The sequence below is a fragment of the Alteromonas sp. HB246098 genome, assembly GCF_054890645.1.
In genome coordinates this window covers 109,915-134,678 of the sequence record NZ_JBTZUG010000006.1, presented here as the reverse complement: position 1 = coordinate 134,678, position 24,764 = coordinate 109,915, and the positions used below count along the sequence as shown (strand labels likewise).

Genomic DNA, 24,764 nt, shown 5'->3' with positions numbered 1-24,764 from the left:
GTTTGCTATCGTGAGCCACGTGAAGAGGGTTGCCATTCTGACGGGTTAACTTTCGCCCCAGGCTTTACCTTTTGATAACCAGTTACGATGACTTTTTCGCCTTCATTTACGCCGCTTATTACCACGTACTGATCACGGTATATCTTGCCGATTTCTAAGGTTCGGCCTTCGACCTCGTTGTTCTGGTTCACTACGTAAACCGAAAGCGAACCGTCTGGCTGGCGAGTCGTCGCACGCTGAGGAATCAAAAGCGCGTTTTCACGTCCAGTAATAACATGGCCCTTTACAAATAAGCCGGGAAGCAACACGCCATCAGGGTTTGGCATTTCGGCGCGAAGGGTAACCGAGCCCGTAGATTCATCTACGGTCACTTCTGAAAACTTCACGCTGCCTGTTTTTTCGTAACGCTTGCCAGTGACTTCATCTACAGTCAGCTCAACATCCATTGAGCCCTGCTTACGCATAGACTGACGAAGTGTAATGATAGATGCGCCAGATTCCTGCATATCAATATAAACAGGGTCTAACTGAGTAATAGTGGCTAACTGCTGAGCTTGGTTCGTGGTAACCAATGTGCCTTCGGTAACATATGAACGGCTAATTCGACCGCTTATGGGCGCGTACACCTTGGTGTAGCCCATGTTTACCTTTGCTACATCTACTGCCGCTTCCGCCACACTGATAGCGGCTTGGGCCTGATCTTTTTGCGCAATTACGTCATCGTATTCCTGTTTACTTACTGCATTTTGTGCAACAAGGTCATCATAACGTCGCGCCTTAGCTTCCAAGGTCTTTAAGTTTGCTTGAACACTTTTCAGATCCGCTTTTGCACTGTTTAACTGGGCTAGGTAACGTGCCTCATCAATTTGATACAGCTGCTGCCCTTTTTCCACATGTGCGCCTTCTTCAAACAAGCGCTCAGTGATAACACCATCCACCTGAGGTCGCACTTGCGATTGGCGCGACGGACTTACTCGCCCTGGCAACACCATTTCATGTACTACAGGTTGCTGTTTCAGCGTAACTACCGACACCGATGGCGCCGGCATACCTTGCTGAGCACCTTGCTGTGCTTGCTCGCCTTCATTCGAACACCCAGTAACACCTAATAGTGTTATTAGTGCTGCAGTAACATAAAAAATGCGACTCATAAATTTTCTATTTCCCAATAACTTTCACATAGAACGCGATTTGCGTTCTATACGGATAAATTAAACGTAAGTTTTGCTTCCAATGCGTCGATTCATCCTAATCCTATAACTTGGACATGAGGACAATCGGAAAAGACGTGGCATAGTTAAGCGATCATTGATACGAATCTACGCTCTTATAGGTCATATTGTGCGCATTTATCACATACAAGAAAAGTCAATGAAGCTGAAATTACCGATGTTGTCGGTCAATTACCGAAGCCTGTATACATTATGCGAATAATACGAAGCTGAAGGTCAATACACATTCTATTTAAACGAATAATAACGGCTAAGAGTCTGATAGGCGTGGATGACTGCTTGAGCATCTTGCTGTGTTCCACCTTTATCAGGGTGGGCCGATTGCAGCGAGCGTTTGTAGACACGTTTTAACTGCAGCAGCGTGACAGGCTGGTTCAGGGAAAGACCAAGCAAAGCATGCGCTTTTTCAATATCACCTTGCGTATAGCTGACAGTATCTCCCTTCAGCATTCTTTCCCAAAACGCGTTTAGCAGGTTATCGACCGTATCGCGATCAGCCTCTTCAAAATTTCCCCAGTCGAGATAATACGTTGCAAGTGGGTCAGGGCTTTCCAGCGTCGTCACACCTAAACCATTATTGCCTTGTGTCAAATGACGCTCGTTAAACTGGTTTAGCTTTATGCCAAGTGCGTGAATCTCTAACACACCTTCGTTTTGTTCTATCCAATACCGCCTCAATTGATACAGTGCATTAAACAGAATAAAGTGCGTTTTAAAAAGCATGAGCGGGTCTCGCAAAGCATCTTCTTCGAAAAGCTGATAAGGCGGCTTTTTTAATATTTCAATAAGCGCATATTCAGTAATACCCTTAGTGAACTGGCTTTTTTGCGTCGATAAGATATCAACGAGGAGTTCAGCTTGCATTGCGTACGTGTGACTGGCGTCCGGTTGTGTATACAAAACCTTAGTACCTATAACTTGATGCCGATAAAAAGACCAGTGTACAAATATGTTGTACGCGGGCCTAGTCGAATTTTTCTTTAACGAAAGTAAACCAAATTGCCGCTTTCGCTGTTAAAGTATGTTGGTCAAACTAAAAAGAATAACTTTGGAGTTCCCTTGAAAGCACTCATTGCCCTTACCAGTATTGTTGGTTTTTTGATGGTTGTGTTACCCGGACCACTATATCAGTATGCTGGTGTTAGTTTAGGCACCGCATTTACGTCACTTCGCTTTGGTGTATACGTAGGTGGTGCAGCGCTAATACTCATTATTTTACAAGTATTGATTAATCGTAAGAACGTAAGTTGGGGTAGTACATTTGTATGTGCTGTTCTTGCTTTAGTAGCCGTTGGCATGCCCGTTAGCATGATGAGTAAAGCTAGCGCCGTACCGCCAATTCACGACATTACAACCGATGTTACAAACCCACCTGAATTTGTAGCTATTGCTCCGCTAAGAGAGGGCGCTCCTAACTCTGTCGCCTATGAAGGCGGTGATGTAACGAAGCAACAGCTTGAAGCGTACCCTGAGATTAAAACTCAGCTGCTTCCTCAACCTATAAATCAAGTTTATATGGCTGCCGAAAAAGCCATAGAGGTTCTGGGTTGGGAGCGTGTTAATGAGGGCGCACTGCCAAACACACTAGAAGCCACAGATACAACGGCGTGGTTTGGCTTTAAGGACGATGTGGTTATTCGCTTAACAGTTAAAAGCGACGATACCCTTGTTGATATTCGCAGTAAGTCGCGCGTAGGTAAAAGTGACTTAGGCAAAAATGCTGAACGCATCGAAACCTTTATGGCCGAGCTCAGAAATCAGCTGGGTTATCACTAAACCAACCTGAAAAGCTCAGCAGATATATAAAAGCCTGACAGTGAATCACTGTCGGGCTATTTATTTTTATCAATCTATTAAACGGGCTAAACACAGCCGTTAAAACCAGAGCTCGGTTTTGTAGTACTAGTGCGCGAGTTTGAGTACCACAACGCCGGCCACAATAAGCGCCACGCCAAAGTAACGCGCTAAGGACGACGGGTCGCCGTAAAACATTACGCCTACTAAAAACGTGCCCGCGGCACCTATCCCCGTCCATACAGCATACGCTGTACCTATGGGTATTTGCTTTTGTGCCATCCAAAGGCAAAAACCACTGGCAGCCATGAAACCTATGGCTAGCAGAATTCCCATAATGCGGGTTTCCGCCTCTTGCGACATCTTAAGTCCTACGGGCCATCCAATTTCCAGTAAGCCCGCAACAATCAAATAAATCCAGCTCACTTATATATCCTTAAAAACAGCAGGTTTGGCTTGTCTGTAAAAGTATACTTATTCATCGAAAGCAAGATACTCAACGCACCGTAGTATTTTGCTATTCAGCGTTTTTCTTACTAAAGGCTCGCCAGCTGGATACTTACCATACCCAAAACCGCAGCATTTAAACGGTTAAACCAACGCCAAAAATTGGGCCGCTGCATATGATGGGCAAAACGTGCTGTAAGCGTACTTAAACCGATAAACCAAACGATAGATGCACCTATCGCACCACCCACAAACCACCATTTATTTTCCTGCCACTGGCTCGCCAGATTACCCATTAGCAGCAATGTATCTAAATAAAAGTGTGGATTTAACCAAGTTACTGCTAGCGCAATAAGTAGCGCTTTTTTAAACGACAGCTGCTTTTGTGCCATTTCTAAAACAAGGGCATCATTTGCCAGCGAAGACTTTATTTTGTTAAACGCGATCCACAACAAAAAAGCTACGCCAGCCCACTTGGTTACCGTAACTAGCATCGGGTACTCTTGCAGCAATAAGCCAAAGCCCATAGCACCCAAACTAATAGAGATGGCATCGCTTAGAATAAACAGTAAGACAAATAGTGTGGTCCACTGTTTTTTCATCGACTGCTCAATCAGAAAGCTGTTTTGCGCACCTACTGCGATAATAAGGGTGCCGCCCATTACGAAACCACTCGTTGCTGCCGCTAACATGCTAAATGCCTCTTAAAATAATAAATTGAATGTACGGTTCTATTGTTCGGTCTTTCGTTGCTTGGTCTTTCATTACGTGGCTTTATGCCGCCTGATATGCAGACCATTTCTGGATAGTTCTAGCCAAGCAAGAATTCAAAGTGGCGCTATTTTATACACCTTGCGTAACTTAATTAAATTAATGATACTTGTATTGAATTAGTAAAATTAATAGCTTTAACTTTCCTTTCACAGGTTTTAAAAAATGCTCGATTACGATGCGCTACGATGCTTTCATGAAGTACTGCGCTATGGTGGCTTTGAAAAAGGCGCTCAAGCGTTAAACCTTACGCAGTCTGCGGTGTCGCAAAAAATCAAACGTCTTGAACAAAGCGTTGGTGGGCCTGTTATGGTGCGAACTAAGCCTCTTCGCGCAACACCATTGGGCCAAGAACTGCTTTCGCATATACAAAAAGTGAGTGTGCTGGAAGAAGCGCTGAACATAAAAAGTGGTTTAGAAGCCTCGGCGGTACCTATCAGCGTAGCGGTGAATAACGATGTGCTTGCTACTTGGTTTTCGCAAGTTATGGCAGTATTTAGTGGTAAGCGGGCCAATCCTGTTCACATTGTTAACGCGGATCAAACTCAAACCCGAGACATTCTTCAGCAAGGCCGCGTTATGGCGTGTATTAGTCAAACAGGTACACCGGTTACTGGCGGGCAATCAATGAGACTGGGCACCATGCGCTATCAGCTTTATGCGTCACCACGGTTTGTTGAGCGATACCTTCACAAGGGCATAACGCCTGACAGCGTGATGAATACGCCTGGCCTTTTGTATGATGAGTACGATGTTACCTTACTTACTGACTATCAAAGGGAATGTTTGAATATTTCGCCTACCTTTACCACGTGTCACTGGTATCCCTCGTCTCATGGCTTTGTAAAAATGGCGCTAGATGGCGTGGTGTGGGCCCTACTCCCGACTCTCCAAGTGGCACAAGAAGTGAAAGAAGGCGAGCTTATTGCGCTTTTTCCAGACAAAGCGCTAGCGGTTCCTCTTTTTTGGCATTATGCAACGCTTGAGTCGGCTGCGCTTGCCGACCTTACTAAGGCTGTTAAGCAAGTCGCAAAGGCACAATTAAAATAACGCTACATTAAGAGCTAGTAGCATATTCGGCGTTTTTACGCTTTTCCTTGACGCTATACATCAATTTGTCGGCTTTGTTTAATAAGGTCGGCAAGTCTTTGTAGCGCTCTTTTGTGATGTAAGCTCCTACACTCGCCGTGGTGTTTATCACTACGTTTTCTGTTCTGATATCGCGCTCGGCTAAGCTTTCCTCAATGCGGGCGGCCAATCGCTCAGACTGACCTTCGCTATAGCAGTGACTCAATACCACAAACTCATCGCCACCTAAGCGCCCTACGGCGTCTTGCTCGCGACAGCGACTCATTAAAATTTTTGCAACCACCTGCAAGACCTTATCTCCTGCGTGATGTCCGTATTGGTCATTAATCTCTTTAAACTTATCAATATCAATGAAAAGCAGTGTTAAGTAGCCACCCTCTTTGTTGAAATTATTCAGCAGCGACTGCGCCACGCCTTCCCAACCGCTGCGGTTTAACACATTACATAATGAGTCTGTCGATGCGCGTTTAAATGCACTAAGCCTGTCGTCATTAAGCTTTTTAACTTTTCTCGACGTAGCGATAGCAAAAATAAAAGCCTCAATAGTTATCCCTAATACAAGAGAATATCGATATAAAAACGGCGATACTTCTGTAAAAACTAAACGGAAAAGCATGGACAAAACCATCACTGCAATCCCAAGCATTACCAAATTTGCACAATGCACTTTGCGATAGGCAGCATAAACACAACTTGATAGCGTGCACGTCATAGTAATAAGTGTAATTAGACTCAACATGCTGTTAATTTTCATGGCATCTGAGACTGGAAGAATAAGCTGAACTACAGCAAACGCGAGTGCTGCACATGCCATTCCAAGCATAAACTGGCGCTGCCAACCTTTCAGTAGCGCTTTAAAATCCAGTAGCTGATCTAAAAATTTCACGCCTGCAAAAAGGGTAATTCCAGCAAAGAGTAAATGCAGTTGGAAATTCGCAAGCAAAGCAACTTGCGGAAATACAATGTTCAACAGCCCTTCTTGGAGCAAAAAGAATACGCCAGCACTGAAAACGTAGAAGCTATACGAATACAGGCCATAGTTGCGCATACTTGCCCCCAGCATGCCTACGTATAGAGTAAGTGCCAAACAGAAGCCAATAAATAAGCTCATTGTGAGAGTGTGAATAGAAGCAAATTTATGAAAATCACCAAGCGGCGTCACCTTGACCGATACGCGGCGTTCCACCTGTCCGTTGATATCTAAATAAAAGCGGTTGTTTGAATTGTTGATTATGTATGCTTCAAAGGCACTAGGTAATCTTTCAACTTTGCGCATTTTGCTATCGTATAGCTGGTTGTAATTAATATAATTACGCGGGAAATAAAGAACATACTGCGCATCGACATTACAGGTTAGCGCAAGTCGCTGATCACCCGCTTTAAGAAGAAAGCTTGTTGAAGGGGATGCATCAATTTCGTTTTCGAAGTTACATTTAGCAAGCGAGTGGGAGCTTGCTGCACATAAAACAAGCCCTATTAATAAGCGAATAAAATTACCTGACACACGCCATGTCATAGATTTGCTTCCTACTGATACCGCAGCCAAATCCATGTAGCAAAAATATCCCTGTACGGCTATTACACTAAGATAAGTTATGCTTGGTTATATTTAGGTATAAAAACCAACACACATTAAGTTTAGTTTATAAATTTCAGTTCGCTCAAAAAAAATAATTTTATTTAACGCCGCTCAACGGCTGGTATTGCAAAGTAAGCATCTAAGTCTGATTCTTTTAACGCTTCGAGTTTGCGCTTTCTCTGAGCTCTTTCGTTAATAGTTTCTCCAAATACTTCCATGTGCAAATCGGCTATAAGGGCCTTACCTTCTTCTTTGCTGATTAAGCCCATTACTTCACCGGCGTGCATGAATCCTTGCACTCGATACTTTTCCGCCTCCACCTTTTTCCCATCTTTACTTGCCTTGTAAAGGCTCACCAGTTGCGTTTTACAGGCGTCTAAAAATAGTTGTTTTTCACTCTTGTTTTGCATTTTCGCATCCCTTTTTATTTGCCCGTATACCTTAGCGGCATTTGCTAGCTTTAGATAGCGCGTTTAGAACCAGCTTAGTGTCGCGTTGCCCTCGCTCTTAGTGCTATCGATAACTGCAACTAAAGTTCATTGGTGAGAACGCCATATACCACCTACGCTTTATCAAGTGCTGGAAGTTTAACTTTCAGGAAGTCACAGACAAACGTAAGCGAGCATCACTATGCGAGTAAAAATAGCCTTGGGAATGGTCACAGCCATGGCGTTTGCTCCCCTTGTTACAGCTAAGGGGGCGGCAAAAGGAAATGCTCATCACTTATCGGCACTAGTAGGTACCACTTACACAAAAGAGTGTGGCAACGCATTCACTTTGGGCATCGATTATGAGTACCGGCTAAGCGATTTCTTAGGTGTGGGATTTGTTGCTGAATATGCCTTTGAAGATCTAGACGCTTACACTTATTTACTCGTCGCCGACCTTCACATTACCAACAATTTTATCGCACAAATTGGCCCTGGCGTTGAATTTCACGGCAGCCATAAAATGGAAGTAGCCCGGTTAGGCTTTTTATATGAGTTCGAAGTGTCAGGCTTTACCATCTCGCCACAGCTTCATTACGACTATCACCGAAACCACAAAAGTGCGGTTGTTGCTGGATTAGCAATTGGTATGTCGTTTGATTTGAGTTAATTAAAACGAAGACAATTGAAATTGCATCGAAGACAATCTCATTGCGATTTTATAACAAAAAAGGCTTAACTCATTGAAAGTTAAGCCTTAAAGATTGTCTTCGTTTTTGGCAACTACAACCCTATTGAATTTTGCAAGCTCTGAGTCCAAGCCGCCTTAAACGCTGAGTCATTGGCGAATAGCTTGTAAAGCTCCAACTCATCTTTACGTCTTGTCAGCATGACTTCTTTGAGCATTTTCTCAAACGCTAACGCTCGATTGTGAGGATCGGGGTTATCTCGATACTTAGCTTCAAAGTCTGGGTGCTTTTTGATGCCTTCGGCAATATTAATAAACTTTACTTTTTGCTCTTCAGGTGTTGCGCTCCAACCTTGGAACCAGCGCTCATTAAAGTTTTTAATAATGTCATCAAGCGGATCGGTTTCTTGGTCGCCATCATGACCGCCACGAGGATTAGGGTTCTGAGGATCAAGCTCGGTTTCCGAATCGTCCAAGCCAATACCGTAATTAAGTCTTACACGCTCTAAACCATAAGTGCTTAAATCCACTGAATTTAAAAGTTCGTCAAGCTCATCTGAGTTCGGGTCACGAACAATGAGTTTTGGTATTAGGAATTTCAAGAACCAGAACAGCTTTTCCCATGCGACAATCTCGAAAGGCATGATAGAAGCCATTTGACTGTATATTTTCACAAACTGTTTGGCTTTTACTTTAAAGTCGATCTTATCGTTATCATCAAGTTCTAACTCTGCATTAAAACGATTAGCTGCAACGTCGATGATGGGGCTTAGCACTTGTGCATCCTCATCGTTAAAGTATCGAGTTACAAACTCTTCTACTTCGGGCCATTCATATACCGCCATATCATCCATTTCATCTTTGAGCTCATGCAATACATTGACATCGGTCGCTTCAGACAAGGTAGTTGAGGTATAGAAGGGGTCAAATGCCGCTTTGATGTCATCAACGGTATTGAAGAAATCAAGCACAAACAAGTCTTCAGTTTTTTTACCCAGTTTAGGTGCTGAGCGATTTAAGCGAGACAGGGTTTGCACACACAACACGCTGGTCAGCTTTTTATCAACATACATAGCACTGAGTTTTGGCTGATCAAAACCGGTTAGATACTTGTTTGCAACGATAAGTAAGCGGTATTCGTCGGTATCGAACTTGTCCTTGGTTTCAGTATCAGCAAAACCGTTCATCTGTGCTTCAGTATATTCAATACCATCCACTTCTTTTGTGCCAGAGAAGGCAATAATCGCTTTAAATGGATTCCCTTGTTTTTCAAGCAAACGAGTGATGGCTTTGTAATAACGAATAGCCGTTTCAATGTTTTGCGTTACCACCATACCTTTAGCTTTGCCTTTTAGCTTTTTAGTATTCACTACCTGCGGAATAAAATGTTCCAACATGATCTCAGCTTTGGTATCTATCGTTTGCTGGCTGGTTTCTACATAGGCTCGTAAGCGTTTTTGTGCTTTTTTGCTATTAAATTCAGGGTTTTCTTGGATCGATTTCTCAATCTCGTAATAGCTTTTATAGGTTGTGTAGTTGGCAATAACATCAAGAATAAATCCTTCCTCAATCGCCTGTTTCATTGAGTACAAGTGAAATGGCTTAAAAGAACCATCCGCTTGTTGTTGACCAAATTTCTCCAAAGTGGTGTTTTTGGGCGTTGCAGTAAAGGCTAAGTAAGATGCATTGCCACGCATTTTACGTGAGCGCATGGCCGCTAAGATCTTATCCTGTGCATCTTCGGCTTCTTCTACCTTAGATTTGCCCATAGCACGGTTCATATTGTCGTGGGCTGAGCCAGATTGTGAGCTGTGAGCTTCATCAATAATGACGGCAAAACGCTTATCACTTAAATCCGCTATACCATCAATAATGTAAGGGAATTTTTGGATAGTGGTAATAATGATCTTCTTACCATTCTCCAATGCTGATTTTAGCTCTGATGATTTAAACGCAGGTGCAATGATATTCTTAATTTCAGAAAACTCTTTAATATTATCCCTAAGTTGTTTATCCAGTAGCTTTCTGTCTGTTACCACAATAACCGAATCAAATAGCGGTTGGTCAATACCTTTGCTACCTGGGATATTAGCCGCTAACGGGTAAGTCTCTATTAGCTGATACGCAGCCCAAGTGATCGAGTTAGACTTACCAGAGCCTGCCGAATGTTGAATCAAGTAAGTTTGGCCAACACCATGAGTTGCCGCATGGTTAATCAGTTTGCGAACCACATCCATTTGATGATAACGAGGGAAAAACAGCGTTCGTTTTTTTAAATCGTCTTTGCTTGAGCCATCTAATCGAACAAAATGTTGAATGATATTGGCTAGGCTCTCTTTAGTGAATACTTCTTCCCACAGGTAACTGGTTTTATGGCCAAACATGTTGGGCGGATTGCCTTGGCCATGGTTATTACCTTTGTTGAAAGGTAAAAAGAAGGTGCTTTTACCAGCAAGCTTAGTGGTCATATACACTTCGTCGGTATCGACGGCCATATGCACTAAACAACGGCCAAACTGTAATAACGGCTGACTAATATCTCTGTCGTTACGATATTGCTTTTGGCCATGATAACGGGCGGTTTGTCCCGTCCAATGGTTTTTAAGCTCTAAAGTGACTAATGGGATACCGTTAATGAACAGCACCATATCAATCTCTTGAAGTGGATTAGCTATCGAGTAACGCAACTGACGAGTCACGCTAAAAATATTAGCAGCAAAGTTTTCCTTCACTTTCTCGCTGCTACTGGCTAGAGGCGCTGGGTACATTAGGTTGAAAAAGGCATCATCGACATTTAAGCCTTTTTTCAATAAATGTAATACGCCGTGTTTTTTGATCAGCCTATCAAAACGTTCGAGCACCTTACGCTGCCAGTCATGAGGGCTAGTTCGTTTAAGCTTTTCTAACTCTTGCTCTTGTGTAGTTTCTAAAAACTGCCAGAACAGCTTGGTATCTAGAGCATAATGCATGTCAAAATCAGACGGCTGACCGATTTTGTAGAACTTATTGCCAAAATCAGGTATTGCTTCGCCTACACCGCCTTTTAGTTCTTCTAAACAGGTTCCTGTAAGCGCTTTTTCAATTGCTGCTTCTAATGCTTGTTCGTTAGTTTTACTGACCATAAATCCTCCCTGTTAAGCCACGCCTGGTACTTTGATTTTGCCAGTGACAGCACTGTTAATCAGTGTAGTTTTGTATTCTTTAAGTTTGTTGATTTGTTCCTTAAACATAAATTCCGAGCGTTCTAATTTTTGAGTCTCCTCGTGAATATGTTTTACTATTTTTGCTTGCTCGTTTGGAGATGGATAAGGAACGTAAATAGCTCCAAATTTGTCGAAATATAGCCTAAGCCTAACATCCATAATCCCTCTAGAATGTTTCTTGAGCTCTCCTGAACATTGCTTAGTTCTAAACAAATAATGATAAAAGTATGGAGCCATCTCTACAGATGGACGCAATATGTCATATGCTGGGCTTGTCACACCGTCATATTCGGATATTCCTATCGCCCCCATCCACGCAAGCAACTTATTAACGATAAAGTCTCCTTTTTTAACCAACCAATACCCATCCGTAGTTGAAGCTTTATTGCCTTTTTCTTCTAATTCCTTTCTTGGCTTAACTCCAATAGCTGCATATATAGATAGAAGCTCATGGTTATTATTCTTTTCAGATGCTTCCATCACTAGCTCGAATAAATATTTAACTTTTCTTACTTCCCAATGCTCAGGAATTTCGCCAACCCAATCGACACCTGAATCTTTCATCGGTACATTGGGGTTTAGACCTCGGGTGACAGCTTGCTGGATAATGATTTGCTTGCGCTCTTTTAGTAGCTCAATTTGCTTTTCTTTGATAGCAATGGCTTCATCAATTTGTGCTGTTTTCTTATCAAGGAAGTTGGCAATAGCAGTTTGTAAATCCTTGGGTATATCAAACACTGGAAGCCTGTAGAAATCTTGAAAACTTAAATTTTGTCGTAGCCCAGTGCCAAATTTATAGAGCACTTTTGTTGTATCAAGACTATGTAAGTAGTAATACAAAAACTTAGAATCAAAGCGTTCATTAATTTTTAAATTCAAATATGCACTTGTAATAATGCCGTGATTCTCGGCTAAACCTGTTCTAAGGCTTGTTTTATCATTCTGTAAATCCATACAACGAATGATCAGGTCACCCGGTTCAACAATTTGATAGGTTTCAAAAGACTCCGGTACTAAACCAACTAACTTTTCTTTAGGCTTAACAATAATCTTACCGTAGCTTAAAGATAAAACTCGGTCTTCTTTCATACCTTTATTGTCACGCTTATTTTCGCTATAAGCATTGAGCCCGGGAGTTAGATTCCACTCGCTAGGTATTTCACCTAGCCACTCGACACCGGAATTTTTGTAAGACTCATATTTTTCCATTAAGGTTAATCCAGCCATCCTTACTCTCCTTGTACTTCGGCTACATCAACACCTAAGATATCCGCTATCAAGCCTTCAGCCTTTTGCTCTAAGGCAATAATGTCACTTGCAACTTCATCCATTGAACGCAATGCTTTGTGTTGATAAAAGTACTTGTTAAAGCTGATCTCGTAACCTATTTTGGTGCTATCAAGATTTATCCACGCTTCTTCAACATGTGGTTTCACTTCGTCTAGGAAATACTGGTGAATTTCACTGTTGTCGGTGTCTTTATCTTGGTTGTAAGTTAGAGCTACGGATTCGGCATCACGTAAATCTGAGCTGGATTCATAGGTGATAAATTCAAGCTTTTTACCATCGACTGCATAATATCCAAAATCCGCTAAATCCGATTCGTCACACCCTAAGTGGTGAAGTAATTCATCTAGCTTTTCTTGCTTAAACTTAACAACCTTTTTAATCACTTTTTCAGCGCTTTCATCGTACCAGCTTACGGCATTTACGATGGTGGTGAAGAAGCCTTTGCGTTTACCTTGTGGAATTGAAGCTAACACGACTGGAGCAAGCTTTTTGAACTCGATTTCGGCATCGGCTTTAAATTGATTAAAGTCGTTATATTCGTCGGTAATGACTTCTGCTAACTCTTTGGCTAGTTCAACTAAGAGGCGACCATTTTCCCAGGTATTTTGTGCAAACAATTTGGTTTTAGCTTTTGCGTTTAAGCTAATGTCGTTATCTTCACACCAACTTAGAATGGCTTTTTCATTGGCCTTTAAGTAGCCTTTTTCATATACCGAGTTGCCATGTACATCGTATATATGCTCCATCACTTCACGTAGTGATTTTTCAAAACGAAGTGGCGCAATCAATTCTGGTTTGAATTGCGCTGATCGTCTATCTGGCCGTTCGATGTTGACTTTGTAATAACCAAAATCAGCGTTATCGAATACTTTAGCAGCAATACCCATTGGGTCGTTGTTATCATTAAGCTTACGCTCAACATTGGCTGCATCTAGATAGGTTTGGGTAATCTCTTCAATGTGCTCTGGGGCGAATTCACAGTTTTTATTGCCCAAGTTTTTACGCAGTTTTCTAAACAGTAAGCTGGCATCAATTAATTGCACTTTGCCTCGACGTTCAGCTGGTTTGTTATTGCTCAATAACCAGATATAAGTGGTGATATCAGTGTTATAAAACAGGTTATTTGGTAACTGCACGACGGCATCGAGCATATCGTTTTCGATGATGTAACGACGAATGTTACTTTCACCAGAGCCAGCATCTCCAGTAAATAAACTCGACCCATTGTGAACAGAGGCTATACGAGAACCTAGCGGACTGTCGGTTCTCGATTTCATTTTGCTGATCATTTCCATCAAGAACAGCAACTGACCATCCTTTGAGCGTGGTGTAGCATCGACAGATGAGCTTGTGCCCCAATAATCTTTCAGTTCAACGATAAAGCGAGTATCGATAACATCTGAGCCATCTTTGATGTACTTTTGGTCAGTAGACCAACTCTTTCCGTATGGTGGGTTAGATAAGCAAAAATCAAAACGTTTATCGGCAAATTCATCGATTTCTAACGTTGAACCGACTTTGATGTTCTCTGGGTTTTTACCCTTGATCATCATATCTGATTTACAGATAGCGTAGGTTTCATCGTTAACCTCTTTACCGTATAAATAAATATCTCGGTTTACCCCCTCAGTAGGGTATTTTTCTAAGATGAAGTTTTCCGCCTCGGTTAACATACCACCACTACCACAGGCAGGGTCGTAACAGGTAATGGTTAGTGGCAAGTCTGACTGAATTGGGTCGAACACCAAGTGGGTCATTAGCTCAATTACTTCACGAGGAGTAAAGTGCTCACCAGCTTCTTCGTTGTTTTCTTCGTTGAACTTTCGGATCAGCTCTTCAAACACGTAACCCATGCCCAGGTTCGATAAACCTGGCATTTTGTTACCATCTGGATCTTCTTTGTCATCTGGCGTTAGGTTGATGTATGGCGATACCAATTTTTCTAACACATCAAGCAACACGTCTTTGTTGGCCATGTGCTGAATTTTGTTTTTAAGCTCAAAGCGCTCGATAATTTCTTTTACATTTGCGCTGAAGCCGTTTAAGTAATCTTCGAAGTTAGCCAACAGAATTTGACGGTTGTTAGTAGCAGTTTCTTTAAGACTAGTAAGGGTCCACTTTGAGACGTTGTAAAATGGATATTTTGTGATCCTAGTAATTGGGTCGTCATCTAGCTCAGTGGCTTCCATATCTTCAATTTGGAATTTAACCTCGGCTAATACCGCTTCTTTTGAAGGTTCTAATAAGGTATCTAAGCGACGAAGTACCACCATAGGTAAAATAACGTCACGGTATTTACCACGAACATAAACGTCACGAAGGCAGTCGTCTGCAATAGACCAGATAAATGAAACTTTTTTATTGTGTACGCTGTGATCCATAAAGGGTGCTCCTTGTTCTTTTTATAGGTGAGTTCCCTTTTAAGAACTCACTTTATCAATTCGTTTTAAATTAGTTAACCCAGTTTTTATGGTTTAACTGTTTGATTTCATGTTCTATTTCAAACAACTGGTTATGAAGCTGTTTGACTTTATTTCTGCGTTGGTATGCTTCCTCGGTTTGCTGCTGAGAAAACACTGGAATGCGCATATTTTTTAAGTCTTTAGTGCCAATCATGGTTACAGTAACGCCTGTTGCCATTGATTCGAGCTGCAATTGTCCCATCGGGGAAAGTAAGTATTGGAATAGCGCCACCGGCTCAATATCTGATACACGCTTATTAATTCTCACTATGGTAAAGGCCTGACTTGGCATCGCGTTTTCTGACGGTAATTCTTCGACAAAGGCAATTTTTCCCACCGAGCCTTTGTTGACAATCAATATGTCATTTTTTTGCAGTATTTGATTTTGAGCTCGTTTGACGTGAGTGTTGGTTGCGACCTTTTTCCCCTCACCAAGCAATTCGCCAATGTCGTTAAGGTTGGTCAAGCCATATTCATAAAATGTGGCATCCCCATCCATTTCATCCTTTATCGCCTGGGTACTGATTAACTCCGCAAAGTCACTCAGCGCTATCGTGTCGTGGTTATCTAAAAACTGATTTAGCTGTTTTTGCTCAGAGGAGAGCACATAGCGAGACGGCAACAAATTGAAGTCATTATTACTAATCTCTTCTGGGCTAACGTGTACCGCCAAGTCTAGTAGGCTAGATGGATTAGCGTACCCTAGGAAAGCGTCTTTCTCGCTCCGGTATAGACATATAATATCCGAAATGTTGTTAAGGACATTTTGCCTGCCGTCTTTTTTAAAGAAATGCTCACTTGATGCGTCAATAAATAACACGTGTTTAGCTTTTTTACGCTTATCAAAAACTAAGATATTGACTGGTATTGCGGTGGTGTTAAAAAGCTTATCAGGTAATGCGATAACTGCATGTAGCATTCCTTGTTTAATCATGTCTTGCTTGAACTGTTTCTCGCCAGCGGCAGTTCTTGATAAAAAGCCACTTATTACAAACGTGACCAATTGTTCGCTTGTTTGGGAAAGCATGTGACGAAGCTGCAATACTTCACCCATCAATGACTGTTCAGGAAAACGCCCAAACATATCAGAACTTGCTGTATCTTTTGGGTATTTCAGGCCAAATGGCGGTAAAGCAATAGTATGACTAAATTGCCGCAGTCCATTTTTGCCGATATAAATTGGGAAGGTAACAGGATTCGAATCTAACCATTCCTGATGATAGTTAGCATCTTTTAGGTCTGCGCTCAATTTAGGGAACGCAATATCATTGATAGTCGATGGTTCGTAATAAACGTCATTACCACTAATAGATAACTGCTCTGCAAAACGGTAAGAAGCAGTGAATGGGCAGTATATGTCTTTCATTTCCCCTGTTAGCAAATCACAGGCAAGAGCCACCAATTCATTTGGTAACTGCGTTCCAAAATTATCGTTATTTAGCGAGAGCTCGAAAGCAATTTCAGCGACATCGTAGTAGGTAATTAACTTTCTATCTAATGCGCCTGATATTTTGTCTACTAAAGCGTTTAAGGCGTCATCAGTAAGCTTTAGCTGTTTCCTAAGAGTATATTTGTATCCATCGCAAAACTTATAGATGAATTGCTCAAACCGCTCCGAAATATCTTCGAAGCCCAGATAGAGTTCCTCTTCACCTAGCTTTTCTTCTTTAGTCATTTTGAGCCAAAGGAACAAGCCTTGGGATACAAGGGAAGCATCCCGACTGTCTAGTCCTGATTTTTTTCGAAAGAACTCTATGACTGAGTGAAAGATTTGTTGTTTCACGATGATTCCTTAGACTATTAGTGAGTACGGCTTTTTGAACGCTTGTAGCTATTCAGGTCATATGTGGTAATTTCATGACCATCTTCTTCAACAAGAACAAGACCACCTTTGTTTTCCATTTTCTGCATAAGCTTTTCGATTCTCTTGCATTCCGCTATAGCATCACGCAGTGCCTTTTGATTAAGAATGGTTTTATCACCACTATCAATTCCGAACTGCTTCACTACCTCCAGCATTGCCTGCTTAATACCGCGCTGGTTCATTCGCTGATGTATATGTCTTGTCTTCGCCATGCTCTCACCTCCGTACTGTTGATGTTGTAAATATTATCACCAGAAACCCAAATTACAACAAAAATAAAATAATTTTTTTCTGATTATTTTATTTTTGTTTGTCTTAAGTTGGTAAGAGGGGGGACCATTCGGCCTATGTGTCGTACGTAGTTAGGGATGCTGCAACGCAATTTTTTAGGACCAAGAATGACAAAAAACGACTGATAGCAGTTAACTCGATATATTAAGTTACTGGCTAGTCCTTTCTAATCAAAGTGTTACATTTTTTGCTATTTTAGAAATTCATCTTTTATTAAAAATTACGATTTTTGACAGGAAGTTAAATAACCGTATATTATTGTTTTATAAAGATAAAATTGATCTCTCGGTTGGTTTTAGCTACGCTATTTATGATTCAATAACGGATAGCTAGAATGCAAAATCAATTCTCAAAACACGCTTTAATCTTTTCCCTATGTATTCACTTTTCGAGATAAATTCATGGGAAAGAAATTCAAAGGTTGCACGTTAGCGCGGCAAGACGGTTGGTATAAAGCGCATCGCGAGAGCTTCAACCCAGGGCGAGTGTATGAGCCTTTTTTACGCACTGATGATGTGCCGAGTCACGGTGTTAAAAGCAAGGTGCCGCATTTTCGCGATACCACGCGGTTAGTACATGTACTCTCACTCAACGAGCTGTGGATGTACCTGCATCTGGCCAATAACCCCTTCGTGATTGATGTCTATGAGCAATACGCCATTCCGCTCGATACATCGTTAGCTATTGCTGACATGCTTGAAGTAAAGCATCCCGTCTACGCTGATACGCGTGTACCTATCATCCAAACCATTGATTTCATAGCGCGAATAATAAATCCGGAAACCGGTGAAGAGTCATTGAAAGCGTTTCCGGTGAAGCAGCCGGAGGACGCTCAAAAGCTGAGAACCGCTGAGAAGCTTGCCTTGCAAGAGGGGTATTGTCGTCTCGAAGACATTGAATACGAATTAATCACAAGCGACGTCCTTCGCACCGTGCATAGCCAAAATTTAGATACCTTGTACCGCCATCGCGAGTTGTCCGTGTTTCTTGGGCGTGTGGCCAAGCGCTGGCTGCCGAACTTTTTCGGTGCGCTGTCTGATGATCGACATGCGCGAACGGCCCACCTGGTTGAACGAGCGAGCACTGCAACAGGGGTGAATTACGACACCGGCATATCGATTTTTTATAACGCGCTGTGGCACAAGCAAATCCGCTTCAATTGGTCGCAGTACTTACGCTTGGAAAAAGCCGCATCGGATTTGGGGCTGGGTGCACATGCTGCCTAGTACCACATCGGCTGCATCGATGCTCGAAGTGAATCGCGTTGTGGTGCGTGAAGATGACAGTCTCCCTTTTACATTAGGGGATAAGACCCTTGCGGAAGATATGCTCCTCGTACAAGTCGATGTAGGCCTTGATGAAGCGTTTGTCATCAACATCGAGTCGACGCCCAAAATGCCAATTCGACTGCCATACCAGGCCCTTTTACATGCCATTAATGAAGGAGGCTTGGATGTCGTAGATATGGCGTGGGATGACAAGGTCATGCGAGCGTTCGACCAGCTTACCCAAAACGAGCAAGCGAGAGCGCAATCCCGCTACGCCTTAATTGCCTCGCTCATTGATGATTTAGAGGCCGTGATCCGAAACAGTCACGGGGACGGCGCGTTTCAAAGAGTGATTGAGCAAAGCGGTCGTTCGAAGCAATACGTGTATGACTGCTTTTGCGGCTATCTATTTTACGGTCAACGCCGAACGGCGTTGGCTTTGCCCATCGGCAAAAATATCTTTCATAAAGCCAAAGCGTCCCGAGATATCAGAGTAAAACAAGGGCGACCCAATCAGTTCGTGGCACGAGGAAAAATCCTTGATGAGCACGATTTCAAAGCCTTTGCATGGGCACTTAAAAAATACCAAAGTCGTAATGGTCCCTCCTTGGAGCGTGTGTTTCTCGACATGCAAGGCAAGTTCTACTTTGCGTCACGTACTCGCACTGCAACGGGTGTTGCTACGACTAACAACAGTCGCTTTCATGTCGAACTCAAACCACGTACTGAGCGCCCTACCATCGCGCAATTTACGTATTGGGTAAAGAAGCAGTGCGGCGGTAACTTACCGAAGCGTGACCGCAGGCGACGTAACCCGATTGAACACAGTAAGGACCTAGCAGGGCGTACTGGTGACGCGTTTGGTACGGATGATGGTTTTGGCAAAACCTTTGAGCTGGATGAAACCCCATTCGATGAAGAAGCGGTATCGCAATTTGATGAAACCCGTCAAACCAAGATAGGCAAACCTACCTTTTATTTTGTCGTTGACCGCTTCTCGCGATACATCACCGGGCTCTATATCACTACAGAAGCGCCATCGTTCAAGACCGTGCGCCAAGCTGTGTTTAATGCCGCGATAAACAAAGCGAAATTTTTAGAAGAGTATGGTTTTGAGCCCGGTGAAGTGAAGTGGGAATTCCACGGCATTCCGACGACTCTGTTTGTGGATAACGCGGAATTTCGTAATCGCAAATCAGAAGCGGCGGTGAGCGATTTGGCGATGAAAGTGCAGTTTGCTAGGCGTGGACGTGGCGATGATAAACCCCATGTGGAGCAACTTTTTCGTGTGTTTGCATTGTGGTTTAAAGGCTTAAGTAAAGGCCAGCAATCTAAATCGTTGGCCGATATCGCAGCACAATTAGCGCGTAAGCATGCGTCGCTCAATCTCACTGAGCTCTACATCATCGCCATTATTTACATTAACTATCACAACAATCATAGGCGACTCAAAGACTATCAATATTGCAAAGAAATGTTGATGGATGACGTAGCACCGATCCCCGCCAAACTGTGTGAATGGGGGCAGCGGTATCGCCCCGGACATACGATGAAATATGACGAACGGGATCTCTATCGAGCGTTGCTGCCGGTGGCCGTGGTATCGGTACATCAGCGCGGTATTTATTTTGCTGATGTGGGGCTCTGGTACAACTGCGAGTATGTGCTCGAAAGTGGGCTGCAAGACAAGCTCGTCAGTCGTAATCGCGTCGTAAAGTTGCGTGCCCGCTACAACGAGAACTTAGTCGATGTCATCTTTCTTGAAACTGATAATGGACTTAAGCCAGCAACGCTTGATGTGCGCTGTCAGGCTTTTCAAGGGCTCTCATGTTATGAGGCGACACTACAGCGTAAATCCATGGCACGAGATGATGAACTAGCAAAAGATGATGAAATAGAGTTTGCATTGGGCGTGTCGCAGGCTATGCAACGCATCTTAAAAAATGCTCAGAAAGAAAAGCAGCCGGGCGTCATGCCCACTACAGCCACGCTCAAAGACAACCGAAAACTAGAAGCCATCTTGAATCGCTATGCCGACATCAACAAGTTTCTCGCTGCTGTACAGCTAGATCACGTGCAGATTGAGCCTAACGCGCTGCCTGAGAAACCGGATGGCAAAAATATTTACGATGAATTCGAGGAAGATGATGATGCCTAAGCGTCGCCCTGTTACAGTTGCAAAAGCGCATTATACCCCGACTGATGTGGCGATGTATGCGGGTAATCCGCTGATTGAAGCATTGCCACCCCGGCTAGGCTCTAAACTGTTACGCCAACGTTTGACAGTGAAGCCCAACAGCCCGCATGTGGGGCACTTGAGTTTAAGCGAGCGCGAAGAGTCTATACACACGCTGTTCGACATCCGTTTGTTATCGCAGCAGCATTTAGACTTGTACTACGACATGTATTCCATGATCCGCTATGGCTATGTGCATCGCAACCCCGTGCGGGCGGAAGTCGTCGCGTGGAGTTATGATATCGCCGACCCCAGCGTTGAGCAGAAAGAGGTGACGCAGCCATTGCTAAACGATGCGTCGGCACCGACGGTGGCAGATGCGCTATTCTTGACGGGCTTCTCCGGCAATGGCAAGTCAACCATGACCGAACATCTGCTGCTCAACCTGTTTCCACAGGTGATTGAACATACTGTCGCTGACTTTGATGAGCCACAAGTGGTGTACCTAAAGGTGGATATGCCCCACAACGCGTCGCGGGGCGGATTGATCTCGCGTGTACTTACCGAGTTAGATCGGGTGCTTGCAGCAACGTCCTATGGCGATCCGCGTTATCGGGACGTGATCAAAAAGAAAAATGGCGACCACATTAAGCTCGATGCGATGGTGGAAGTGCTTATCACAGCGTGTAATCGCCACCATCTCGGGCTTATTGTCATCGATGAGTTTCAGAACGTGAAAGTCGCGTCATTGCGCTACCGCAACGAAATGCTGCAACTATTCGATGAGCTAGCGAATCAGCTTTTCATTCCCAGCATCAAAATTGGCACACCTGATACATTAATGATATTTGATAACGCCCGGCATAAGCGTCGCCTGGGCAAACCCTTTGAGTTAAACCGGTTAAACGAGCCTAAAACCTGGGAGCGCTTATTGACGATGCTGTATGACTTTCAGCCGCTGGCCCACCCCATTACGCGAGATGACAAGATTGACGCCGCCTTATTGCACTTAACCGCAGCGGTCCCTGCGTTTGTTCTGGGCTTGTGGGAAGCGACGCTGATCAAAGCCATACGCACCGGTAAAGAGAAAATTACGCTGACACTGATTAAACAAGCGTGCCGTGAACGTTTTCCGCTATTAAGTACTGCCACACGCAATATCCATCATAACCGTAGGGGCGGTTATGCCGATTTACTGACCGTGCAACAGTACTTAGCGGAAGATAACAACGCGTTGGCGCTCAAGCATTTAAATCAGTTTGCTGAAAAAGCGGAGGTAAAAGGCGAAGCGGCCAGTGATGTGATTAAGAACATTGATAGTTCGTTTAATGCTGCTGAGCTCAATGCGAAGGAGCGCAACAAGCTCCTGGATATTAAGAAAAAGCTGGTTGAAAAAAGTCAGGCGGTATTAGGCCCACAGACTATTGAGCATAAAGCCACATGAGGTGGTTATCGCTTTACCCGGGTGAACATATCTACAGTGGCCTCATACGCTATCGCATGCGTATGGGGCAAGGTGTCATGAGTGATAAGCGATTCTTCGCACACAATCATTTGCCGTATCAGTGGTTTCGCTCGCAAGTGCCGCTTAATCACCTCATGCGCGAGACGCTGGAGAGCATTGCACCGAAGTCTGATGAGCAGTTCACTTTGAGGCTGAATCACACGCCGTTTGCGCCGTGGTTATTGTCATTGCCCGACGGCATGGCCCCGCAAGAGCTAAAAGAGGCCAATCATCGCCCCAACACCGAAGAAAACCCGTTTCAAGTGGACCGGCGCTGGAAGTATTGTCCTAAGTGCACACAGGCGCAAAAAGCCAAATGGGGGGTGAGCTACTGGCGTGCTGCTCATCAATTACCTGGAGCACTTGTCTGCGATGAACATGGCTCGCCACTGCATAGCCACGATGCACTGCGTTATCTTAATTTCACGTTGCCCGACAAATGGACTGGCACCAGCACCCCCGTCCCAATGACAGATGAGTGGCAAGTCAGTTGGCAGCCGTTTATTTACGCTATCGCACGTCGCCTTCAATGCCAGCCGACGTGGGGCGTTGAACTACGCGACAGTATCTACGAAGTCTTGAAACTATCGAAACCTCTTCGGCGAGGTGATCGCACGGTCGTGAATGCCCTGTTTGCGCAAATGCGCAATGATTTAGGCGAGGGGTGCCTGGCCGGGCTATTTACCGCGTATGCCCGGCAGTTAACCCGTCCGACGAACGTATTGTGGATCACGCTCTCGCCTTTCGGGCAGGCTAAGGGGCTTCGCCATCCCTTGTATTGGCTGGCTATTGTGTTTTGGCTAAGGGAACAGCTACCCGCACTCAAGGATGAGTATGAAAACGGTGTTACTACAACCTTATGAAACGCTGTTTAGCTGGCTAAGCCGCTCGCACATCCGCTACGGTGCGGGGCCCGTGGCTCGCACGTATCACGCATTGCTAGGCAAAACTAAGGTGCGGCTGCATCCTTATCTCCCTCAGGGGCTTAGGGATTTTTCAGCGCTCACCGATAAAGGCACGGACACATTACTCTCACAGCATACGCTGTATCCGCTGTTTCGCTTTTTTCATGCCGATGAGCAAGGGCGTCTTAAACATACGTTACTGACTGGCGAGGGCTCTTCGACCCATGCGGCAAACATCCCTCATGCCCGGCTGCATATCCCGTTACATCACAAATATTGTCCGCTGTGCGCCCGAGAACAGCGTCAGAGGCTGGGCTTTGCCTATTTTGATACCAGGCACCAGCTTCCCGGCCTTATCGCTTGTGAGCGCCACCAGATCACTTTGACCGGTGTGCTGTGCGGAGATGGGGCGCTAGACAGTGCCATTGCCCTACCACAAGAAAAGCGCCCAGTATCTGCGGTGTCCGTTATCACATCTGCCTTCAGTCAATTTTGCATCGCGGTTAGCGAGCAGTGCAGTACCTCCGTGATGCAGCCTTACCAGATGGATAACTATCGTCACCTCCTCGACAGAAAAGGCTATATCACACGTCACCACCAACTGCGCTTACAGCAAGTCAAGCAGGCCTTAGGGGCGCGTTATGAGATGTTGCAACTCGATAGGGGCACCGAGTCTCTGCGTGATTATGCGTTTTTAGGGCCGCTGCTGCGCCAGCGGACAGGGTATCCAGCGCATCCTTTGAAACACCTTCTTCTCGGGTTTTGGCTCTTTGATGGTGCGTCAACAGGGTATCTAAAGACTATTACACCGGTTGAGCAACAGGTGCTGCCGCTGGCGGATACCGCCAGTCTCGAGGCTAAAACGCTGGCGTTACTCAAACAGCAAGTGAGTTTTGCCACGATTGCGAAACGCCTGGGTAAATCACGGTGTTATGTACGGCGTATCGCGCAGCTCAACCAGGTAAGCTATCAGCACAATGCCCTCATGTTCGATGCCCGCGTGCGGCATCGTGTGATCATTCAAGCCTTATTAGGGCGTCATCGACGTACCATCGCCAACAACCTTGGTGTGGGAATGGGTTATGTGGAGCAAATGATTGCAAATACCCGGGGGCTTCGTCAATGGCGACAAGTCCTCACCCACAAGCATAAACGCGTAAAGGCGATCTATGCAATTGAGCGGGCACGAATAGCCCATCCTGATTGGCTACAAAAGGATATCAAGCAACAGGAAAGCCAGGCTTTTTTCTATCTGTATCACCATGATCGGGAAGCGCTCAAACAGTGCCTGCCACCCCGTCAAGCGCCGACACCACCGCCTTTTGATTGGGCCAAAGAAGATATGCGGCTTCTCGCAGCGCTCCAGCAGCTTACTGCGCCGTACCCGCAGTCGCTCAGTGCCGCAGGCAGAGCGATAGGCGACAAGGGGCACTTACGGAAAAACCTGACCAAGTTGCCGCGTACCCATGCGCAACTCGTTGCATATCAAATCATTGATAAATAATGACTTTGTGGTCAAACCAGTCACTCTCTGATGCCGGAATCAATGACTTAGCTTTTTTTTTAAAATTGTTACTGTAAAAAAACAAAAAAGGGTCCTACAGATATAAATAAGGTAATACGAAAGAGATAACGCCCCTTAAATTGATAAGCAATCGGTGTGATAGGGCTTTTATTGGCTAATGAGTAGGAGGGATTTTTATCCATTTTGCATGAGATAGATAAGTGAAAACAGCACATGGTGTAAAGCAGGCGACCAACTGGAACACGGCC

Annotated in this window: 19 protein-coding genes; 8 read left to right on the top strand and 11 right to left on the bottom strand. The window is 44.2% G+C overall.

Going from position 1 to position 24,764, the window contains the following annotated elements; genetic code table 11:
- Nucleotides 1-5 precede the first annotated feature (5 nt).
- Together ACYTPF_RS13885 and ACYTPF_RS13880 are read right to left on the bottom strand one after the other, a co-directional pair.
- Nucleotides 6-1,151 carry an efflux RND transporter periplasmic adaptor subunit gene (locus ACYTPF_RS13885; RefSeq protein WP_179981987.1) on the bottom strand — a complete coding sequence of 382 codons (1,146 nt, stop codon included), beginning with the start codon at nt 1,149-1,151 and terminating at the stop codon, nt 6-8.
- Nucleotides 1,152-1,460: 309 nt separating this feature from the next.
- Entirely contained in the window at nt 1,461-2,132 is a 672-nt protein-coding gene (locus tag ACYTPF_RS13880; protein ID WP_461852631.1) for a DNA-J related domain-containing protein, read from the bottom strand.
- Nucleotides 2,133-2,291: 159 nt separating this feature from the next.
- On the opposite strand from ACYTPF_RS13880, the gene ACYTPF_RS13875 reads away from it, so the two are divergent.
- A complete protein-coding gene (locus ACYTPF_RS13875; protein ID WP_461852630.1) occupies nt 2,292-3,008 on the top strand; it encodes a DUF1499 domain-containing protein in 717 nt (238 codons plus the stop codon).
- 126 nt (nt 3,009-3,134) lie between these two features.
- Here the strand turns inward: ACYTPF_RS13875 and ACYTPF_RS13870 are convergent, their stop codons facing one another.
- Both ACYTPF_RS13870 and ACYTPF_RS13865 read right to left on the bottom strand, forming a co-directional pair.
- Nucleotides 3,135-3,452 (bottom strand): DMT family transporter, encoded by a 318-nt coding sequence (locus tag ACYTPF_RS13870; RefSeq protein WP_118490751.1) that lies wholly within the window; start codon nt 3,450-3,452, stop codon nt 3,135-3,137.
- A 110-nt stretch (nt 3,453-3,562) separates the two neighbouring features.
- A complete protein-coding gene (locus ACYTPF_RS13865) occupies nt 3,563-4,165 on the bottom strand; it encodes a LysE/ArgO family amino acid transporter (RefSeq protein WP_179981984.1) in 603 nt (200 codons plus the stop codon).
- A 244-nt stretch (nt 4,166-4,409) separates the two neighbouring features.
- Here ACYTPF_RS13865 and ACYTPF_RS13860 point away from each other — a divergent pair, with 244 nt between their 5' ends.
- Nucleotides 4,410-5,294 (top strand): ArgP/LysG family DNA-binding transcriptional regulator, encoded by an 885-nt coding sequence (locus tag ACYTPF_RS13860; protein WP_179981983.1) that lies wholly within the window; start codon nt 4,410-4,412, stop codon nt 5,292-5,294.
- Between the two features lie 7 nt (nt 5,295-5,301).
- Here the strand turns inward: ACYTPF_RS13860 and ACYTPF_RS13855 are convergent, their stop codons facing one another.
- Both ACYTPF_RS13855 and ACYTPF_RS13850 read right to left on the bottom strand, forming a co-directional pair.
- On the bottom strand, nt 5,302-6,885 hold the full coding sequence (locus ACYTPF_RS13855; protein ID WP_461852629.1) for a GGDEF domain-containing protein: 1,584 nt from the start codon (nt 6,883-6,885) through the stop codon (nt 5,302-5,304).
- 128 nt (nt 6,886-7,013) lie between these two features.
- The gene (locus ACYTPF_RS13850; RefSeq protein ID WP_461852628.1) at nt 7,014-7,322 is read right to left on the bottom strand and encodes a hypothetical protein; all 309 of its coding nucleotides are present in this window, start codon (nt 7,320-7,322) and stop codon (nt 7,014-7,016) included.
- Between the two features lie 220 nt (nt 7,323-7,542).
- Here ACYTPF_RS13850 and ACYTPF_RS13845 point away from each other — a divergent pair, with 220 nt between their 5' ends.
- Nucleotides 7,543-8,010 (top strand): hypothetical protein, encoded by a 468-nt coding sequence (locus ACYTPF_RS13845; RefSeq protein WP_461852627.1) that lies wholly within the window; start codon nt 7,543-7,545, stop codon nt 8,008-8,010.
- Nucleotides 8,011-8,123: 113 nt separating this feature from the next.
- Here ACYTPF_RS13845 and ACYTPF_RS13840 read toward each other — a convergent pair whose 3' ends face one another.
- The 5 genes from ACYTPF_RS13840 to ACYTPF_RS13820 form a co-directional block, all read right to left on the bottom strand.
- Complete coding sequence (locus tag ACYTPF_RS13840) at nt 8,124-11,150, bottom strand: type I restriction endonuclease subunit R (protein ID WP_461852626.1); 3,027 nt, start codon at nt 11,148-11,150, stop codon at nt 8,124-8,126.
- A gap of 12 nt (nt 11,151-11,162) precedes the next feature.
- The gene (locus ACYTPF_RS13835; protein ID WP_461852625.1) at nt 11,163-12,458 is read right to left on the bottom strand and encodes a restriction endonuclease subunit S; all 1,296 of its coding nucleotides are present in this window, start codon (nt 12,456-12,458) and stop codon (nt 11,163-11,165) included.
- 2 nt (nt 12,459-12,460) lie between these two features.
- Complete coding sequence (locus ACYTPF_RS13830) at nt 12,461-14,902, bottom strand: type I restriction-modification system subunit M (protein ID WP_461852624.1); 2,442 nt, start codon at nt 14,900-14,902, stop codon at nt 12,461-12,463.
- Nucleotides 14,903-14,972: 70 nt separating this feature from the next.
- On the bottom strand, nt 14,973-16,766 hold the full coding sequence (locus ACYTPF_RS13825) for an N-6 DNA methylase (protein WP_461852623.1): 1,794 nt from the start codon (nt 16,764-16,766) through the stop codon (nt 14,973-14,975).
- A 17-nt stretch (nt 16,767-16,783) separates the two neighbouring features.
- Nucleotides 16,784-17,059 carry a hypothetical protein gene (locus ACYTPF_RS13820; protein ID WP_461852622.1) on the bottom strand — a complete coding sequence of 92 codons (276 nt, stop codon included), beginning with the start codon at nt 17,057-17,059 and terminating at the stop codon, nt 16,784-16,786.
- A 480-nt stretch (nt 17,060-17,539) separates the two neighbouring features.
- Between ACYTPF_RS13820 and ACYTPF_RS13815 the strand changes: the two genes are divergently transcribed.
- Genes ACYTPF_RS13815 through ACYTPF_RS13795 form a run of 5 tightly spaced genes read left to right on the top strand, consistent with a single transcriptional unit; the run spans nt 17,540 to nt 24,495 of the window.
- On the top strand, nt 17,540-18,364 hold the full coding sequence (locus tag ACYTPF_RS13815) for a TnsA endonuclease N-terminal domain-containing protein (protein ID WP_461852621.1): 825 nt from the start codon (nt 17,540-17,542) through the stop codon (nt 18,362-18,364).
- The gene (locus ACYTPF_RS13810) at nt 18,354-20,564 is read left to right on the top strand and encodes a hypothetical protein (RefSeq protein ID WP_461852620.1); all 2,211 of its coding nucleotides are present in this window, start codon (nt 18,354-18,356) and stop codon (nt 20,562-20,564) included. The genes ACYTPF_RS13815 and ACYTPF_RS13810 overlap by 11 nt, the downstream gene beginning before the upstream one ends.
- Nucleotides 20,518-22,026, top strand: coding sequence for an AAA family ATPase (locus ACYTPF_RS13805; protein ID WP_461852619.1), 1,509 nt, complete (start codon nt 20,518-20,520; stop codon nt 22,024-22,026). The genes ACYTPF_RS13810 and ACYTPF_RS13805 overlap by 47 nt, the downstream gene beginning before the upstream one ends.
- Nucleotides 22,023-22,949, top strand: a complete 927-nt coding sequence (locus tag ACYTPF_RS13800) for a TniQ family protein (protein WP_461852618.1) — start codon at nt 22,023-22,025, stop codon at nt 22,947-22,949. Before ACYTPF_RS13805 ends, ACYTPF_RS13800 begins: the two co-directional genes overlap by 4 nt.
- The gene (locus ACYTPF_RS13795) at nt 22,921-24,495 is read left to right on the top strand and encodes a TnsD family Tn7-like transposition protein (protein ID WP_461852617.1); all 1,575 of its coding nucleotides are present in this window, start codon (nt 22,921-22,923) and stop codon (nt 24,493-24,495) included. The genes ACYTPF_RS13800 and ACYTPF_RS13795 overlap by 29 nt, the downstream gene beginning before the upstream one ends.
- The last annotated feature ends 269 nt before the right edge of the window (nt 24,496-24,764 follow it).

What these genes read in the sequence shown, in the direction of transcription:
- ACYTPF_RS13885 (WP_179981987.1), bottom strand. Translation starts at nt 1,151, where the DNA reads ATGAGTCGCATTTTTTATGTTACTGCAGCACTAATAACACTATTAGGT.
- ACYTPF_RS13865 (WP_179981984.1), bottom strand. Translation starts at nt 4,165, where the DNA reads ATGTTAGCGGCAGCAACGAGTGGTTTCGTAATGGGCGGCACCCTTATT.
- ACYTPF_RS13860 (WP_179981983.1), top strand. Translation starts at nt 4,410, where the DNA reads ATGCTCGATTACGATGCGCTACGATGCTTTCATGAAGTACTGCGCTAT.
- ACYTPF_RS13855 (WP_461852629.1), bottom strand. Translation starts at nt 6,885, where the DNA reads ATGGATTTGGCTGCGGTATCAGTAGGAAGCAAATCTATGACATGGCGT.
- ACYTPF_RS13850 (WP_461852628.1), bottom strand. Translation starts at nt 7,322, where the DNA reads ATGCAAAACAAGAGTGAAAAACAACTATTTTTAGACGCCTGTAAAACG.
- ACYTPF_RS13845 (WP_461852627.1), top strand. Translation starts at nt 7,543, where the DNA reads ATGCGAGTAAAAATAGCCTTGGGAATGGTCACAGCCATGGCGTTTGCT.
- ACYTPF_RS13840 (WP_461852626.1), bottom strand. Translation starts at nt 11,150, where the DNA reads ATGGTCAGTAAAACTAACGAACAAGCATTAGAAGCAGCAATTGAAAAA.
- ACYTPF_RS13835 (WP_461852625.1), bottom strand. Translation starts at nt 12,458, where the DNA reads ATGGCTGGATTAACCTTAATGGAAAAATATGAGTCTTACAAAAATTCC.
- ACYTPF_RS13830 (WP_461852624.1), bottom strand. Translation starts at nt 14,902, where the DNA reads ATGGATCACAGCGTACACAATAAAAAAGTTTCATTTATCTGGTCTATT.
- ACYTPF_RS13820 (WP_461852622.1), bottom strand. Translation starts at nt 17,059, where the DNA reads ATGGCGAAGACAAGACATATACATCAGCGAATGAACCAGCGCGGTATT.
- ACYTPF_RS13815 (WP_461852621.1), top strand. Translation starts at nt 17,540, where the DNA reads ATGGGAAAGAAATTCAAAGGTTGCACGTTAGCGCGGCAAGACGGTTGG.
- ACYTPF_RS13810 (WP_461852620.1), top strand. Translation starts at nt 18,354, where the DNA reads ATGCTGCCTAGTACCACATCGGCTGCATCGATGCTCGAAGTGAATCGC.
- ACYTPF_RS13805 (WP_461852619.1), top strand. Translation starts at nt 20,518, where the DNA reads ATGGCAAAAATATTTACGATGAATTCGAGGAAGATGATGATGCCTAAG.
- ACYTPF_RS13800 (WP_461852618.1), top strand. Translation starts at nt 22,023, where the DNA reads ATGAGGTGGTTATCGCTTTACCCGGGTGAACATATCTACAGTGGCCTC.
- ACYTPF_RS13795 (WP_461852617.1), top strand. Translation starts at nt 22,921, where the DNA reads ATGAAAACGGTGTTACTACAACCTTATGAAACGCTGTTTAGCTGGCTA.